Annotated in this window: 3 protein-coding genes; all 3 read left to right on the forward strand. The window is 77.0% G+C overall.

The genetic code is table 11. From position 1 onward, the window contains the following. Nucleotides 1–107 precede the first annotated feature (107 nt). The 3 genes from FHR78_RS15445 to FHR78_RS15685 are packed head-to-tail and all read left to right on the forward strand — an operon-like array spanning nt 108 to nt 18582. Nucleotides 108–15392, forward strand: a complete 15285-nt coding sequence (locus tag FHR78_RS15445; RefSeq protein WP_166760671.1) for a DUF7507 domain-containing protein — start codon at nt 108–110, stop codon at nt 15390–15392. Beyond that, nucleotides 15389–15853, forward strand: a complete 465-nt coding sequence (locus FHR78_RS11965) for an FxLYD domain-containing protein (RefSeq protein ID WP_166760672.1) — start codon at nt 15389–15391, stop codon at nt 15851–15853. Before FHR78_RS15445 ends, FHR78_RS11965 begins: the two co-directional genes overlap by 4 nt. Continuing rightward, nucleotides 15850–18582: a LuxR C-terminal-related transcriptional regulator gene (locus FHR78_RS15685; RefSeq protein WP_166760673.1), complete on the forward strand. Its 2733-nt coding sequence runs from the start codon at nt 15850–15852 to the stop codon at nt 18580–18582. Before FHR78_RS11965 ends, FHR78_RS15685 begins: the two co-directional genes overlap by 4 nt. Nucleotides 18583–18682 lie beyond the last annotated feature (100 nt).

An 18682-nucleotide genomic window follows, 5' to 3' on the forward strand; every position in this document is an offset into this window, starting at 1 on the left:
CCGCCTACTGGGACGGCAGCCCCGCAGCGGCGTCCGCCCGGATCACCAGGGGGCGGGAGGCCGTCGATCGCCGTGCGCGATCGTCCGCTCGACACTGAGGATCAGCCGTGCCCGCACTCTCCGACGCCCCGACGCGTCGCGCCCGCTCCGCCCGCCGACGACCCCGCCACCGCGCGGGCGGGAGCGCCTGGCCGCTGCCCCTGCGCGCCGTCGCCGTGCTGCTCGCCGTCGTCGTGCCCGTCACGGGCCTGTCGCTCGTCGACCCGGCCGAGCGCGCCGAGGCCGCCGTCGTGCAGTGGGGTACAGCCGGGGGCACCGCCCCCTCGTGGCAGGACACCGTGAACGGCGACTTCCTCCAGGTCGGCAACGGCGTGCTCGCCTGCGGCGCCGCCGTCGTCGCGAACGCCGGCACCTGCGCGAACCTGCACGCCGGCACGACCACGGTCACGAACAACGTCAACGACTACTTCTCGATGCAGGCCTCGAACACGGTCTCGGGCTTCACCACGAACTCGAGCTCGGCGACCGTCACCATCCCCTCGGGCGCCACCGTGGCGAAGGCGTTCCTCAGCTGGAGCGCCAACACCGGCGTCTTCGCGGGCCGCACCGGCACCGACGCGTTCCGCTGCGGCGGCCTGGCGCAGAACCAGGTCGTCAGCGGGCAGACCCCCTACGCCACCCGCCCCGACAGCTCGGCGGGGTACCGCACGCAGGCGGCGAAGCTCAAGGTCGGCTCGGCCGCCGTTCGCAGCGTCCCGGCCTCGGGCGTGCTCGAGGACACGGCCACGACGGCGCCCGGCACGGCGCTGTACTACAGCGCGGGGGCCGACGTCACGGCCGCCTTCGCGGGCGCGGCCACGGGCAGCGCCCTCACCGTCTCGGCCGGCGACATCTGGGCTCCCGTCGGCGCCGGCTGCTACGCCGGCTGGTCGCTCACCGTGGTCTACGACTACGGCACCTACGTCGCGGGCAACACCGCGTCCGAGCCGCACAGCGTCATCTACTACGAGGGCCACGTGCGCGAGGGCTCGGCCGACCCCGACCTCACCGTCGCGTTCTCGGGCTTCTCGTCGCTCGGCGCCGCCCGCTTCGGCTACACGCTGTTCGAGGGCGACCGCGGCATCACCGGCGACTACATGCGCTACAACCGCCAGGCCGGGGCCTACGCGGAGATCCCCAACGCCGCCGGCGACCTGAACAACATCGGCATCAGCCGGGCCGACGGCTCGACGCGCTACACGCAGACCGGCGCCTCGGCGACCCCCGTCTTCACGAACGCGAGCGTCGACGCCGCGACGACGACGCTGTCGGGCGTGCAGGCGGGCGACACCTCGATCAACCTGCAGATCGGCACCAGCGGCGACTCGTACCTGCTGCGCAGCGCCGTGCTCAGCGTGCCCACCGCCTCCTTGACCATCGCGAAGAGCCTCGACGGCACGATCGGCGACCAGTACCGCGTCGCCACCGAGAACACGAGGTTCCAGATCACGGTGTCGAACACCGGCTCCGTGGCCCTGACGAACGTCGTCGTGACCGACCCGGACAACCCGGACTGCCGGCGGACGATCGGCACCCTCGCCGTCGGGGCCGTCGTCACCTTCAACTGCACCGGCCCCCCGCCCACGCAGGCCAACCAGGTCAGCTCGGCCACCGCGACCGGCACCGCCGCCGGCAACAGCGCGGTCAGCGTCACCAGCACCGGCACGACGAACGTGCACCTCAGCGCGATCGCGCTCACCAAGACGGGCGCGCTCCCCTCCGGCTCGACCGGGGCCGTGGGCGACGTCGTCACCTACACCTTCACCGCCCGCAACACCGGCGGGGGCACCCTCACGGGCGTCAGCATCACGGACACGAGCCTCCCCGGCCTCTCCGGCCTCACCTACGGCGCCTGGCCCAGCGGCACCGCCGGCACCCTCGGCGAGGGGCAGTCGGTCACCGCCACCGCCACCTTCGCCCTCACGCAGGCGGTCATCGACGCCGCCTCGATCTCGAACACGGCCCAGGTCGTCGGCACCGACGCCGACGGCGGCCCCCAGCCCACCGCCTCCGCGACCGCCCGCACCGCCGTGCCGGCGAACCCCGCCCTCGCGCTCACCAAGACGGGCGCCCTGCCCGCCGGCAGCACCGGACGGGCCGGCGACGTCGTCGGCTTCTCGTTCGTGCTGCGCAACAGCGGCAACCAGACGATCACCGGCGCGACGATCACCGACGCCGTGGCCGGCGTCAGCGCGATCTCGTACGGCACCTGGCCGAGCGGCACCGCCGGCCGCCTCGCCCCCGGGCAGCAGGTCACCGCGACCGCCACGTACACGCTCACCCAGGCCGACGTCGACCGCGGCACCGTGCCGAACACCGCCACCGCCCGCGGCTCGTCGCCGAGCGGCGCCGCCGTCACGTCGAACACCGCCTCGACCACGGTCGCCGTCGCGGCCGCGCCCGCCCTCGCGACGACGAAGCGCGCGGCCCTGCCCGCGGGCGCCGCCGGCGTCGCGGGCGACGTCGTGACCTACACGGTCACGCTGTCGAACACCGGCAACCAGACCCTCACCGGCGTCGCCGCCTCCGACCCGCTGGCCGGCCTCTCGGCCTTCCGCTACGGCACCTGGCCGAGCGGCACCGCCGGCACCCTGCGCCCCGGCGACCAGGTGACCGTGACGGCCACCTACACGGTCACGCAGAGCGACGTCGACGCCGGCTCCGTCGTGAACCGCGCCAGCGGCACCGGCACGCCCCCGAGCGGCGCGTCCGTGTCGTCGGCCGGCACCGCCACGCTGCCGCTGTCGACCGGCTCGTCCCTCTCGCTGACGAAGACCGGCGCGCTCGCCGCCGGCGCGACCGGCCGGGCCGGCGACGTCGTCACCTGGACCTTCACCGCCGCCAACACCGGCGCCGTGACGCTTCGCGGCGTCACGATCACCGACGACGTCGCCGGCGTCGGCCCGATCACGTACGGCACCTGGCCGAACGGCACCACCGGCACCCTCGCCCCCGGCCAGCGCGTCACCGCGACGGCGCCGTACACGCTGACCCAGGCCGACGTCGACGCGGCCCGCGTGCAGAACACCGCCTCGGTGCAGGGCACCCCGCCGTCCGGCCCCGCCGTGCGGCAGACGGCGACCGGCACGGTCGACGTGGCCGCCGCGAGCAACGTCTCGCTGACGAAGTCGGGCGCGCTCGCCCAGGGCGCCACCGGCCGGGTCGGCGACGTCGTCACCTGGTCGTTCACCGTGCGGAACACCGGCGCCTCGACGCTCGACGCCGTGACGATCACTGACCCGCTGGTCGCCGACCGCGTCACCTTCGGCACCTGGCCGTCGGGCACCTCCGGACGCCTCGCGCCCGGCCAGCAGGTCACCGCGACCGCCAGCTACGCGCTCACCCAGGCCGACGTCGACGCCGGCTCGGTCGTCAACACGGCGACGGCGACCGGCACCCCGGCGAACGGCCAGCGCGCCAGCTCGAACGCCGCGGCGACCGTGCCCGTGGCCTCGTCGCCCGCGCTCTCCGTCGCGAAGTCGGGCGTGCTCGCCTCCGGCGCCCAGGGCCGGGCCGGCGACCGCGTCGACTACTCGTTCACCGTGCGCAACTCGGGCAACGTCAGCCTCACCGGCGTCGCCCTGACCGACCCGCTGCCCGGGCTCTCGGCCGTCGCCTACGGCACCTGGCCGAGCGGCACCTCCGGCACGCTCGCACCGGGCCAGCAGGTCACGGCGACCGCGCGCTACGCGCTGACCCAGGCCGACGTCGACCGGGGCAGCGTGGCGAACACGGCCACCGCCTCCGGCACCCCGCCCACAGGAGGCGCGGTGCGCGCCAGCGGGTCCGCCCTCGTCACCGTCGCCCCGGCTCCCGCGGTCGCGCTGACCAAGTCGGTCGCGGGCACCGCGGCCCGCGCGGGCGACGTGCTCACCTACACGTTCACCGCGACGAACACGGGCAACCAGACCCTCACCTCGGTGTCGGTCGCCGACCCGCTGCCCGGCCTCTCGGCCCCGGCGTACGGCACGTGGCCGAGCGGCACCGCGGGCACCCTCGCCCCGGGCCAGCGCGTCACGGCCACCGCGACCTACGCGGTGACGCAGGCGGACGTCGACGCGGGCAGTGTCGTGAACACGGCCACCGCCTCCGGCCGGACCCCGGCGCTCGGCACCGTCCAGGGTCAGGGCTCCGCCACGGCCCCGATCAGCGCGCCCGGCTCGCTCGGCGTGACGAAGACCGGCACGCTCGCGGCAGGCGCGACGGGCGCCGCCGGCGACGTCGTCACCTACTCGTTCCGCGTCGTCAACACCGGCGCCGTGACGCTGCGCGGCGTCGCCGTGTCCGACCCGCTGGCCGGTCTCTCGGCCGTCTCGTACGGCAGCTGGGCCAGCGGCACCGCCGGCACCCTCGCGCCCGGCCAGGCGGTCACCGCCACGGCCACCTACCGCCTGACGCAGGCGGACGCCGACCGGGGCAGCGTCGTGAACACGGCCACCGCCTCCGGCCGGACGCCCCAGAACGCGCTCGTGACGCAGGGCGCGACGGCCACCACCGCCGTGCCGCAGACCGCCGGGCTCGCCGTCGCGAAGAGCGGCGCCCTGCGCGCCGGCTCGACCGGCGCCGCCGGCGACGTCGCCGACTTCACCATCCGCGTGACGAACACCGGCACGGTCACGGTCGGCTCCGTGACCCTCAGCGACTCGCTCGCGGGCCTCAGCGACCCCGTGCTGACCTGGCCGGGCACCCCCGGCCAGCTCGCACCGGGCCAGACCCTCGTCGCCCGCGCCTCGGCCGCCCTGACGCAGGCCGACGTCGACGCCGGCTCGGTCGTCAACACGGCGACGGCCCGCGGCACCGCGCCGGGGGGCCAGGCGACCACCGCCTCCGGCGCCGCGACGGTGCCGATCACCTCGTCGCCCGCCCTCGCGCTGACCAAGCAGGTCGCGCCCGTCGCGGGCGGCTCGGCCGGCCGCGCCGGCGACGCCCTCGAGTACCGCTTCTCGGCGACCAACCGCGGCACCGTGACGCTGACCGGCGTCGCCGTCACCGACCCGCTGGCCGGCCTCGGCGCCCTCAGCTACACCTGGCCCGGAGCCGCCGGTCGCCTCGCCCCCGGCGAGACCGTCACCGCGACGGCCCGCTACGTCGTGACGCAGGCCGACGCCGACGCCGGCAGCGTCGCCAACCGGGCGACCGTCCGGGGCACGACGCCGCAGGGCGTGCAGACGTCGGCCGAGGCGACGGCCGTGCAGCCGATCGCCTCCGCCCCGGCGATCGCGCTCGACAAGACGGCCGTCGTGGCCGGCTCGGGCTCCGTCGGCAGCCGCGTCACCTACCGCTTCGACGTGACGAACACGGGCTCTCAGACCGTCTCGGGCGTCACCGTCGAGGACCGCCTGCCCGGCCTCTCGGCCATCTCGTACGGCACCTGGCCCGGCGCGGTGAGCGGCCAGCTCGCCCCCGGCCAGACCGTGCGCGCCACGGCGACCTACGTGCTGACCCAGGCCGACGTCGACGCGGGCAGCGTCGCGAACAGGGCCACCGCCTCCTCGACCGGCCCGTCCGGCACGGCCGCGACGGCCTCCGACGCCGAGACGGTGCGCACGGCCGTGGGCACCCAGGCCATCGGCCTGACCAAGACCGAGACGCTGCGCGGCACGGCCGCCGGCGACGTGGGCGACACCGTCGACCTCGGGTACGTCATCACCAACACGGGCACGACCACCCTCACGGGCGTCTCGGTCAGCGACCAGCAGCCCCGCGCCACGGCCGTCGTCTACGGCGCCTGGCCGGGCGGCACCGCCGGCACCCTGGCCCCCGGCCAGTCGGTGACGGCGAGCTCGAGCTTCACCCTGGTGCAGGCCGACGTCGACGCCGGCCAGGTCGGCTCGCGGGCCACGGCCGTGGGCACGTCGCCGCGCGGCGCCGTCGTGCGGGCCGACGCCGACGGACAGGTCACGACCCGGCAGGCGCCGGGCGTCCAGCTGACGAAGACCGGGGCGGTGGCCGCAGGAGGCGCCGGTGCGGTCGGCGACACGGTCGAGTGGCGCTTCGTGCTCGAGAACACCGGCACGGTGACGCTGTCCGGCGCGGCGATCACCGACGCCCTGCCCGGCATCACGACGCCCGTCGTCACCTGGCCCGGCGAGCCCGGGGCCCTCGCCCCCGGGGCCCGGGCCACCGCCACGGCGCAGTCCGTGCTGACCCAGGCCGACGTCGACGCGGGCAGCGTCGTCAACACGGCGCGCGCCACGGCGACCGCGCCCGCGCCCGGCAGCCAGACCGTCACGGCCACCGCGGCCGCGACCGTGGCCACGGCCACGAGCGCCCCCCGCCTCGAGCTGACCAAGACCGAGACCGTCACGCCGCCGGCCTCGGGCCCCACGACGGCCAACGACGGCGCGGTCTTCACCTACGTCGTCACCAACACCGGCAACGTGACCGTCTCGGGCATCTCGATCCTCGACGAGCAGGCCCGCCTCTCGGCGGTGACCTGGGGCTCGGGCACCTCGACGACCGTGACGCTGCGCCCGGGCGAGAGCGCCACGGCGACGGGCGCCTACCGCCTGACCCAGGCCGACGTCGACGCGGGCCGCATCGGCTCGGCGGCGACGGCCTCCGGCACGGCGTCCGACGGCCGGCCCGTCCAGGCGACCGCCGCGGCGGAGGCGCCCGTCACCCGGGCGCCCGCGCTCGCGCTGGCCAAGACGGCCGCGTTCGACGCCTCGACGACCAACGGCCAGCAGACCGACGTCGGCGAGACGGTCGTGTACTCGTTCCTCGTGACCAACCGGGGCAACACGACGCTCACCGGCGTGGGCGTGGCCGACGACATGGCCGGCGTGACCGTGCAGCTCGGGCCGTGGCCCGCCGCCGCCGGCACCCTGCTGCCGGGGGAGTCCGTCAAGGGCACCGGCCGTCACGTGGTGACCCAGGCCGACGTCGACGCGAACGACGGCCTCCTCGTCAACCGGGCCACCGCCTCCGCGTCCGCCCCCGACGGCACGACCCCGACCGCCGCCGCGAGCGCGTCGATCCAGCTCGACGCCGACGCGCAGATCGGCCTGGTCAAGACCGAGGTGTTCGCCGACCCCGGCGCCGCCGTGCACCGTGCCGGCGACCGCGTGTCGCTCACCTTCGCCGTGACGAACACCGGCGCCTCGACGCTCACCGACGTCGTCGTGACCGACGACCAGGCCCGCCTCGGCACGATCGGCCTCGCCGACGGGGGCACCTGGACGAGCGAGAGCCGCATCGCCCCCGGCGAGACCGTGACCTTCGCCGCGTCGTACGTGCTGACCCAGGCCGACGTCGACGCCGGCCGCGTCCGGAGCACCGCCTCCGTGACGGCACGCTCGGTCGACGCCGCGGGCGACCGCGTCGAGGCGAGCGACGTGCGCAGCCTGCTCGTCGCCGCCGCGCCCGGCTACTCGTTCGAGAAGACCGGCGCCTTCGCCGGCGGCGCGGCCGGTCGCCTCGGCGACCGCGTCGACTACGCCTTCGACATCGTCAACACCGGCAACGTGACCCTCTACCTGATCGAGGTCAGCGACCCGCTGCCCGGCATCGGCGCCATCACGTACACGGGCCTCGGCGAGGGCCGTTCGCTCGCGCCCGGCAGCGCGGCCCGGGGCACCACCTCGTACCAGGTGACCCAGGCCGACGTCGACCGCGGCCTCGTCGAGAACACGGCGACGGCCATCGCGAACCCGCCCGCCGGCGACGCGATCACGTCGACCCGCTCGTTCACGCTCGCGACGGCCGCCCAGGCGCCGTCGATCACGCTCGACAAGCAGGAACTGCTCGAAGGAGGCGCCCGCGGCGTCGCCGGGGACGAGGTCCGGTTCTCGTACACGGTCACCAACACCGGCGACACGACGCTCCGCGACGTGGCGCTCGCCGACGGCCAGCCGGGTCTCTCGGCGATCGCGTTCGGCCCGTGGCCGGGCGCCGAGCGCACCCTCGCGCCCGGGCAATCCGTCACCGCGACCGCGACCTACCGCCTGACGCAGGCCGACGTCGACGACGGGGGCATCGCCTCCTCGGCCACCGTCTCGGGCACGGCGCCCGGTGCCCAGGGCGCCACCGTCTCGGACGACGCCGACGGCTCGGTCGCGAGCGTCCGCGAGAACGCGCTCGTGCTCGACAAGCGCGCCACCGCGACCGACGGCTCGGCCGTCGAGTCGGCGCAGCTCGGCGACACGCTGCGCTACGTCATCACGGCCCGCAACACCGGCACGACGACCCTGACGGGCGTCGCGATCGTCGAGGCCCTGGCCGACGCGACCCCGCTGCAGTACGGCACCTGGCCGACGGCCGAGGGCACGCTGCTGCCCGGCGAGGCCGTCACGGCGACCACCGACCGCGTCGTCACGCAGGCCGACGTCGACTCGGGCTCGGCCGTCAACACGGCCACCGTGTCGGGCACGCCGCCCGCGGACTCGGGCGACGCCCCGACCGCCCGTGCCTCGGCGAGCGTGGTCACCACCTCGGCCGCGCCCTCGATCCGCATCGAGAAGACGCAGGCGCTCGCGCCCGACGCCGCCGGCGTGGCCGGCGACACCGTGCGGTACTCGTACGTCGTCACGAACACCGGCGGCGTCACGCTGACCGGCGTCACCGTGCGCGACGGCCAGGCGCGCATCACCGACGCCGTGTTCGGCCCCTGGCCGGGCGGCGCCGCGGGCACCCTCGCCCCCGGCCAGTCGGTCACCGCGACCGCGACCCACGTGCTCAGCCAGGCCGAGGTCGACGCGGGCGGCGTGTCGAGCACCGCCACCACGCGCGGCACCCCGCCGAGCGGCGCCCGCGTCGCGGGCACCGCCGACGCGCGCACCGAGGTCGCCGAGCGGCCCGACGTCGCTGTCACGAAGACCGGCGCGCTCGCCGACGGCGCGCGCGGCGTGGTCGGCGACCGCATCGACTACGAGTTCGTCGTCGTCAACCGCGGCAACGTGACCCTGAACCTGCTGACGGTGCGCGACGCCCTCGCCGGCGTCGGCGACGTCCGCTTCGGCGAGTGGCCCGGCCCGGTGGGCCAGGTCGGCCCGGGCGAGCAGGTCCGCGCCACCGCGTCGTACACGGTCACCCAGGGCGACGTCGACGCCGGCTCGGTCGTGAACCAGGCCCTCGCGACGGCGACCCCGCCGTCGGGCGAGCCGGTCACCGGCACGGGCGTGGCCACGGTCGCGCTCGCCCCGACGACGCCCGCGATCGCGGTCGCGAAGACGCAGTCCCTGCCCGCCGGCTCGGCCGGCGTCGCCGGCGACGTCGTCACCTACTCGTTCACCGTGACGAACACGGGCACGGCGACGCTGACCGGCGTCTCGCTGTCCGACGCCCAGCCGGGCCTGTCCGACCTCGTCGTCGGCCGCTGGCCGTCGACGGACGGCGTGCTCGCGCCCGGCCAGTCGGTCTCGGCGACCGCCCGCTACGTGCTGACCCAGGCCGACGTCGACGCCGGCGTGCTGTCGTCGCCCGTCACCGCGTCGGGCACCCCGCCGCAGGGCGACCCCGTCGCCGGGCGGGCCTCCGCGTCGACGCCGCTCACCGCGGCCGCGGCCGTGTCGCTCGACAAGTCCGTCGCGTACGCCGACGGCGGCTCCGGCGCCGTGGGCGACGCCGCCGTCTACTCGTTCACCGTCGTCAACACCGGCGCCGTGACGCTCTCGGGCGTCGACGTGGCCGACGCCCTGCCGGGCCTCGGCACGATCGCCTGGCAGTGGCCGGGCGCCGCGGGCGTGCTCGCGCCGGGCGAGACGGCCGCGGGCACCGCCTCCTACGCCGTCACGCAGCAGGACGTCGACGCCGGCTCCGTCGCGAACCGCGCCACCGCCTCGGCCCAGCCGGCCCGCGGCGAGACCGTCCGGGCCTCGGACGCCGCGACGCTCGCGACGACCTCGGGCCGCCCCGCCCTCGCGCTGACGAAGACCGAGGCGCTCGCGCCCGGCGCGCGCGGCGTCGCCGGCGACACGGTCCAGCTCAGCTGGGTCGTCACCAACCCCGGCAACCAGACCGTCTCGGGCATCCAGCTCGCCGACGACCAGGTCGGGGCCACCGCTCCCGTCTTCGGCGCCTGGCCCGGCGGCACCGCCGGCCGCCTCGCGCCCGGCCAGAGCGTCACCGCGACGACGACGTACACGCTCACCCAGGCCGACGTCGACGCCGGGGGCGTGACCAGCGCCTCCCACGTGACCGGCACCGGCCCCGGCGGCACGCCCGTGCGCGCCGACGCGACGGCCGGCGTCACGGTCGACCAGGTCTCGACCATGTCGTTCACCAAGGCAGGGCGCCTCGCCGCCGGCACCACCGGCCAGGTGGGCCAGGGCGTCGACTACACGTTCCAGGTGCGCAACACCGGCACGGTCACGCTGAGCCTGCTCGACATCGTCGACGACATGCCGGGCCTCAGCGACGTCACCTTCGACCGCTGGCCGGGCGCCGTCGGCGTGCTCGCCCCGGGCGAGCGCGTCATGGGCCGCGCCTCGTACACGATCCGCCAGAGCGACGTCGACGCCGGCGGCGCGATCACGAACACGGCCACGGCCCTCGCGACCGCGCCCGACGGCACCGTCGTGCGCCGGCCCGCGTCGGCCACCGTGCAGGCGGCGCCCCAGGGGCCGGTCGTCGGCCTCGCCAAGGAGGCGCAGCTCGCCGAGGGCGCGACCGGTCGCGCCGGCGACCGGGTCGAGTACTCGTTCGTCGTCACCAACCAGGGCAACACGACGCTGACCGGCGTCGTGCTGGCCGACGCCCAGCCGGGCCTCGGCCCGATCACGGCCGGCCCCTGGCCCGGCGGCACGGCCGGCACGCTCGCGCCGGGCGAGTCCGTCCGGGCGACGGCCGTCTACGTGCTGACGCAGGCCGACGTCGACCGCGGCTCGGTGTCGTCCGTCGCGACGACCTCCGGCCGCTCGTCGGCGCCCGCGCAGACGGTGACCGCCAGCGACGAGAAGACCGTCGTGGTGCCGCCCCAGCCCGCGCTGGAGTTCGCCAAGACCGTCGCGCCCGCCACGGGCACGGCGCCCGGCGACGCGCTGACGTACACCTTCACCGCCTCGAACACCGGCACGGTCACCCTCGACGGCGTCGTGTTCGACGACCGCCTCGTCGGCCTCTCGCCGGTCGTCGTCGCGTCGTGGCCGAGCGGCACCGCCGGGCGCCTCGCCCCCGGCCAGACCGTCACGGGCACGGCGACCTACCGGGTCACCCAGGCCGACGCCGACGCCGGCTCGGTCGTCAACGCGGCCAGCGTCGTCGCGAGCCCGCCCACCGGCTCGCCGCTCACGGCCACGAGCTCGGCGACGGCCGCCACCGCGCCCACCGCCGCCGCGATCGGGATCTCGAAGACCGCCGCCCTCGCGACGGGAGCCGCCGGCGTGGCCGGCGACACGGTCGAGTTCTCGTACGTCGTCACGAACACCGGCACGGCCACCCTCACGGGCGTGACCCTGACGGACGCCCTGACCGGCGCCTCCCCGGTGGTCTTCGGCCCCTGGCCCAGCCCGACGAACCGGCTGCTGCCGGGCGAGAGCGTCACCGCGACGGCGCGCTACGTGCTGACGCAGGCCGACGTCGACGCGGGCGGCGTGAGCTCGTCGGCGCGCACGACGGGCACGACGCCCTCGGGCTCGGTCGTCGTCGCCGACGCGACCGCCGGCGTCGAGGTCTCGCGCACGGCCTCGGCCGCGCTCGTCAAGACCGCGGCCTGGACCGCAGGAGGCGCGGGCCGGGTCGGCGACGTCGCCCGCTTCACGATCTCGGTCGCGAACACCGGCACGACCACGCTCACGGACGTCGTGGTCACCGACCCGATGGCTGCGTCGGACGCGAACCCGGACGGCGTCGTGACGCCCGCGAGCTGGCCCGGCACGCCGGGGACGCTCGCCCCCGGCCAGCGCGTCGTCGCGACCGTCGACCGGGTCGTCGCCCAGGCGGACGTCGACGCCGGCGCCCTCGTCAACGTCGCGACGCTGACCGCCGCCGGCCCGGCCGGCGGGGGCGACCCGATCGTCGTGCGCGACGGTGCGTCGCTCGCCACGGCCGCGACCTCGCCCGCCGTCTCGATCGTCAAGACCGCGGCCCTCGAGCCCGGCGCCGCCGGCGTGGCCGGCGACGTCGTCCGCTTCGAGTACCTCGTCACGAACACGGGCGACGCGACCCTCTCGTCGGTCGTCGTGACCGACGACCAGGCCCGCTCCTCCGTCGTCTCGTACGGCGCGTGGCCCGGCGCGACCGGGGTGCTCGCCCCCGGGCAGACGGTCTCGGCCACGGCCAGCTACGTGCTGACGCAGGCCGACGTCGACCGCGGCGTCGTCGCCTCGCGCGGCAGCGTCGTCGGCACGCCGCCGAGCGGCCCGGCAGTCCGGGCCTCGGAGGTGCAGGAGGTGCCCCTCGCCGGCGCCGCCTCGCTCGCGCTGACGAAGACGGGCGCGCTGACCGCCGGGCCCTCGGGCACCACCGGCCGCGTCGGCGACGGCGTCTCGTTCGCCTTCACCATCACGAACACGGGCGCGGTCACCGTCTCGGGCATCGCGGTCGACGACCGCCTGAACGGCGTCTCCGCCGTCGAGCTCGGCCCCTGGCCGGGCGCGGCGGGCGTGCTCGCGCCCCGCCAGGTGGTCACCGGCACGGCGACCTACGCGGTCGTCCAGGCCGACGTCGACCGCGGCGCCGTGGTCAACGCGGCCACCGCCTCCGGCACCGCCCCGTCGGGCGCCGCCGTGCTGGCCGACGCCCGCACCACCGTGCCGCTCACGGCCGACGGCCCGCGCCTCGGCCTCGTCAAGCAGGTCGCCCTGGCGCCCGGCGCGACGGGCCGGGCCGGCGACGAGGTCGTCTACACCTGGGTCGTCACCTCGACCGGCGACGTCACCGTGCGCGACGTGGCCGTGACCGACGCCCAGCCCGGCCTCACGACGCCGACGCTCGCCTCGTGGACGGGCACCGGCGCCTACGCCGGCGTCCTCGCCCCCGGCGCCGCCGCCACCTACACGGCGCGGCACGTGCTCACCCAGGCCGAGGTCGACGCCGGGGTGCTCGCCACCCAGGCGCGGGCCACCGGCACCGGCGACGACGCCGCCGCGACCCCGGTCGAGGCGACGGACTCCGCGCCGCTCGTGCTGCCCGCCTCGCCGGCCCTCGCGGTCGCGAAGACGGCGCGCTGGGCGGACGGCGGCTCGGGCCGCGTCGGCGACGTGGTCGAGTACCGCGTCTCCGTGCTCAACACCGGCTCGGTGACGCTGACCGGCGTCGCCGTCAGCGACCCGCTGCCCGGGCTCTCGGCCGTGTCGTACGAGGCCTGGCCCGGCGAGGCCGGCGTGCTGGCCCCCGGCGAGACGGTCGTGGCCACGGCCCGGTACGCGGTGACGCAGGCCGACGTGGACGCGGGCTCCGTGGTGAACCGGGCCACCGCCTCCGGCGTGCCGCCCACCGGCGCCGAGGCCGTCGCGAGCGACTCCGCGACCGTCCCCACGGCCGCCGCCGCCCCGCGGATCGCCGTCGCCAAGACGCAGGCGCTGCCCGCGGGCACGGCCGGCGTCGCGGGCGACACCGTGCCGTTCGCCTTCACCGTCACGAACACCGGCACGGTCACGCTGACCGGCGTCCGGCTCGCCGACGGCCAGGCCGGCCTCGGCCCCGTGGTCTTCGGCCCCTGGCCGGGCCCCGTCGGCTCGCTGGCCCCCGGCCAGAGCGTGACCGCCACCGCGGGCTACGTGCTGACCCAGGCCGACGTCGACGCCGGCGCGATCGCGTCGACCGTCACCGCGGTCGGCACCCCGGTGCGCGGCCCCGGCGGCCCCGCCGACGTGTCGGCCACGGCCGACGGCCGCACGCCGCTCGCCGCCGACGCCGCGCTCGTCCTCGTCAAGACCGGGGCCGTGCAGGGCCGGGGCGTCGCCGGCGACCTCGTCGAGTGGACCCTCACCGTCCGCAACGAGGGCAGGGTCACCCTGTCCGACGTGCGGGTCACGGACCCGCTGCCCGGCCTGAGCCCCCTGCGGTTCGGCGCCTGGCCGACCGCCGAGGGCCGGCTCGCCCCGGGCGAGGCCGTCACGGCCGTCGCCACGTCGCGGCTGACCCAGGCCGACGTCGACGCGGGCGCGGTGACCAACACGGCCACCGCCTCCTCGACCCGGCCCGGCGGCGAGCAGCTGACGGCGGCCGCCCAGGCGACCGTCCGCACCGCCCCCGCCGCCGCGGCCCTCGGGGTCACGAAGACGCAGACGCTCGCCGACGGCGCCACCGGCAAGGCCGGCGACGTGGTGCGCTTCGGCTACGTCGTGACGAACACCGGCACCGTCACCCTGCGCGACGTCGTGCTCGTCGACGGCCAGCCCGGCATCTCGCGGATCGTCTTCGGCACCTGGCCGGGCGAGCCCGGCGTGCTCGAGCCCGGGCAGAGCGTCACGGCGACCGCCGAGTACGTGCTCACCCAGGCCGACGTCGACGCGGGCCTCGTCGCCAGCGAGGTCACGGCCACCGGCACGGCCCCCGGCGGCGCCGAGGTCGACGACGTCGACGACGGCTCGGTCGTGCTGCCCGGCTCGTCGAGCGTCTCGCTGACGAAGACCGGCGTGCTCGTCGGCGAGGGAGCGGCCGGCGAGGTCGTCCGCTTCGGCTTCGAGGTCGTCAACACCGGCGACGAGACGCTGGCCGGCATCGCGCTGACCGACGAGCTGCCCGGCCTCGGCCAGGTCGTCTTCGGCGCCTGGCCCGGCGCCCCGGGCGTGCTCGCCCCGCAGCAGGGCGTCACCGCGACGGCCGACTACGTGCTCACCCAGGCCGACGTCGACGCCGGGCTGGTGCGCAACACCGCCTCGGTCGTCGGCACGACCCCGGGAGGCGCCCAGCGCGCCGACCAGGACACCGCCGTCGTCACGGTGGTGCCGCGGGCGGCCCTCGAGCTCACCAAGACCGTGGCCTACGCGCCGGGCAGCACCGGCCGCGTCGGCGAGCGGCTCGACTACGCGTTCGTCGTCGTCAACACCGGCACGGTGACCATGACCGGCGTCGGCGTGGAGGACGAGATGCCCGGCCTCGGCGACGTACGGTACGGGGAGTGGCCCGGCCCCGAGGGCGTGCTCGCACCCGGCGAGTCCGTCACCGCCACCGCCTCGTACACCGTGACGGCAGCCGACGTGGCGGCCGGCGAGGTGGCGAACACGGCGACCGCGATCGGCACGGGCACCGACCCCGACGGGACGGTCCCGCCCGGGACCACCCCGACCCGCGACGACGACACCGTCGTCGTGACCACCCACGACCCGATGCTCGCCTTCACCGGCGACGAGGCGGCCACGTCGGCGCTCCTCGCCCTGGTGCTGCTGGTGGCCGGGCTCGGCCTGGCCCTCACCGGCCGCCGCCGGGACAACCCCCGGCACGCCGCCCGAACGAGAGGACACTCATGACCACCCGACCCTCCCTCCTCCGCTCCTCCCTCGCCCTGCTCGGCACGGCGGCCCTGGTGACGACCCTGGCCGGCTGCACCGGCGGGGGCGACGGCGACGGCGACGCCAGCCCGACGCCCACGACGACGAGCGCGGCCGCCGCGCCCGCCGTCACCGACATCACCGACGACCCGGGCACGGCCCCCGACTTCGTCGGCGCCCTGCAGGACGTGCAGCAGACCGCGTGCGAGCAGGACGGAGGCGCCTGGAACGTCACCGGCACCGCCGCGAACCCGACGGACGCGGCCCAGCACTACCGCATCTACGTCTCGCTGCTCGACGGCGACCAGGCCACCCTCGGCCTCACCCAGGTCGACCTCGACTCGGTCGGCGCGGGCGAGACCGCCGACTGGCAGGCGCAGGTCGCCGTCGACGCCCCCGACCTCAGCTGCGTGCTGCGCGTGGAGCGCTTCGCCGCGTGACCGCCCCGGGCGACGCGCCTCGTCAGCACGGCACGGGCCACCGTGCCGGTCTGCTGACCGGCGTGCCGCGACTGCCGGCCGCGACGGTCAGCCGTCCCCGTCTGCTGCGCGTGCTCGACGAGGCGACGGGGTCGCCCGTCGTCGTGCTGCGCGGGCCGGCCGGCAGCGGCAAGAGCGTGCTGCTGGCCGACTGGGTGCGCCGGCACCGCCACGACGACGAGCGCGTGCTCTGGCTCGGGCTGGCGGACGTGCTCGACCGGCCGGCGGGGGCCGGGGGCGGGGACGGCGACGGCGCCGGCGGCGACCAGCGGCACCTCCTCTGGGCGGCCGTGGGGCACGCCCTGCGCAGCTCGGGACGGTCCTCGACGAGCCTCGCGCGCCTCCTCGGCGACGACCTCGTCACGGCGCCCGCCCGGTGGGCGCTCGTGCAGGCGGCGGCCGCCCTCGACCGGCCCCTCGTGCTGGTGCTCGACGACCTCGACCACCTCGACGACGACGCGGCGCGGGCCGACCTGGAGGCGGTGCTCGCCTCGGGCGGCCGGGTGCGGCTCGTCGCGGCCGGCCGGTCGCGCAGCTGGCTCGAGCGGGGCGACGTCGCGGCGGCCCTCGACACCGTCGTCGTCGGTCCGGACGCGCTCGCGCTGTCGCCCCAGGAGGCGGCCGTCATCGTCACCGGCGTGCTGCGGCGCCCGGTCGACGCCTCGCGCACCGCGGTGCTCGACGCCGCCGTCGGCGGGCACGCCGGGGCCGTCGTCGCGTCGGCCCGGGCGGTCGCCGCGCTCGTCGAGGCCGACCGCACCCTGCTCGTCGACCGGGGCGGCCGGTCGTTCGAGGAGGCGCTGGGCGAGTGCGCCCTCGACCACGTCCGGGCCTCGGTGGCCCGCCAGCTGCACGACGGGGCCGTCACCGAGCTGCTGCTGCGCACCTCCGTCGTCGGCTCGCTGCCGATCCCGCTCGCCGTGCGCCTCACCGGCCTGCCCGACGCCGCCGCCGCGACCGAGCTGCTCGACGGGGCGGCCGAGCAGGGGCTCGGCGCCTGGCGCACCCAGAGCACGGGCGTGCACGGCGAGTTCGCCTGGTACGACGCCGTGCGCGGGGCGCTCCGCAGCGAGCTCGACGCCCGCCGGCCCGACGACGCGCGGGGCCTGCTGCAGGAGGCGGTCGAGTGGGCCCTCGACGACGACAGGCCGATGATCGCGGCCCGGGCCGCGGCGGCCCTGCTCGACATGCCGCTGCTGTCGCGGGTGCTGCAGCGCTCGTGGCCGTCGTTCGTGCTGCGGCACCCGACCGAGCTGGTCGAGGTGCTCGGCGCCCTGCCCGCGCGGCGCACCGCCCGCCACCCCGTCGTGCTCGCCATGACCGCCATCGCGTTCTCGGCGGTGAGCATGCACCACGCCCGCGTCGCCCAGGCGCTGCAGGCGACCGTGTCCGCCGTCGAGGCGCGGGTCGGGTCGGTCCCGCCGCCGGACCAGGCGTTCCTGCTCGCCCTCGAGTCGCAGGCGCGGCGCATGCTCGGCGACGTCCCCCGCGCCCGCGAGGCCGCCGTGCTCGCCGACGAGGTGATGGCGACCCTCTCGCCGGCCGAGCGGGACGCGATGGCGCCCGTCGCCTCCTTCGTGCACCAGCAGCTCGGCGTGACCGCGCTGCTCGACGGCTCGCCCGAGACCGCCCTGCGCTCGTTCGGCCAGGCGTTCGACGCGGCCTCGGGCCCGGAGGACGCCGCCCAGCAGGCGTCGTCCCTCGCGGCCAGCTCGTTCGTGCACCTGCTCATCGGCGAGGTCTCGACCGGCCGCGCGCTGCTCGCGCAGGTCGGCGACGACCGCACGGGGCCCGCGGGGCTCGCCCGCGCCGTGCTCGCCCTCGAGGACTTCCGACCGCACGAGGCCCTCGGGCTCGTGCCCGACGTCGAGCCCTTGCTGGGCCTCGGCTCGTCGGAGCACTGGCCGATCGTGCTCGCCCTGCGCGCCTCCGCGATGATCTCGCTCGGCCAGACCGCGGCCGCCGGCTACCTCGTCGACCTCGACGCGCAGGCCGCCCGCTGGACCCTCCGCTCGCCCGTCACGGGGGCGACGGCCGTGGTGCTCGCGATGACCCGGGTGCGGCTGCTGCTCGCGGTGGGGCGCGTCAGCCGGGCCGAGGCCGAGCTCGAGCACCTGCCCGCCGGCGACCCTGCGGTCGTGCTGCGGCGCGGGGCGGCGCACCTGCTGCGCGCCGACGCCCGCCGGGCCGCCGACACGGTCTCGGGCGCCCTGCTCGCCGGGGTCCCCGACCAGCGGGTGCGGGCGCAGCTGCTGCTGCTGCGCTCGGTCGCCGAGCTGCGGCTGGGCCGCGACGCGGTGGCGCTGGCCACCTTCACGGCCGTCGTCGACGCGCTCGCCCACACGGGCATGCGCACGGTGCTGCTCACCGCCCCGCGCGAGGACCTCGAGCAGCTGGCCGAGGCGGCCGCCGAGGCCGGCGACCCCCGTGCGGCGGACATGCTGCGGCAGGGCCTGCCGGCTGCGAGCGACCTGCCCGCCGACGCCATCGGCAGCTCACTGTCCGAGCGCGAGGCCGTCGTGCTGCGCAGCCTCGCGACCGAGCGCAGCCTGCCGTCGGTCGCCGCCGAGCTGCACGTCTCGGTCAACACCGTCAAGACGCAGCTGCGGAGCGTCTACCGCAAGCTCGGCGTCTCCGGCCGGCGCGAGGCCGTCGAGGCCGCCACGCAGCGCGGCCTCATCGGCGGCTGACCCCCCCCGCTCTTCTCTCGCTTCATTCAGGAACCTGGCTCCTGAGTCGCGGAAAGCAGGAGGCGCGGGTCCTGATCCGTGCACGGCTCAGGAACCCGGG

Source organism: Frigoribacterium faeni (assembly GCF_011761235.1).
In the GTDB taxonomy this organism is placed as follows: Bacteria; Actinomycetota; Actinomycetes; order Actinomycetales; family Microbacteriaceae; genus Frigoribacterium; species Frigoribacterium faeni_A.

Coding starts and splice junctions, on each gene's coding strand:
- FHR78_RS11965 (WP_166760672.1), top strand. CDS start 15,389: ATGACCACCCGACCCTCCCTCCTCCGCTCCTCCCTCGCCCTGCTCGGC.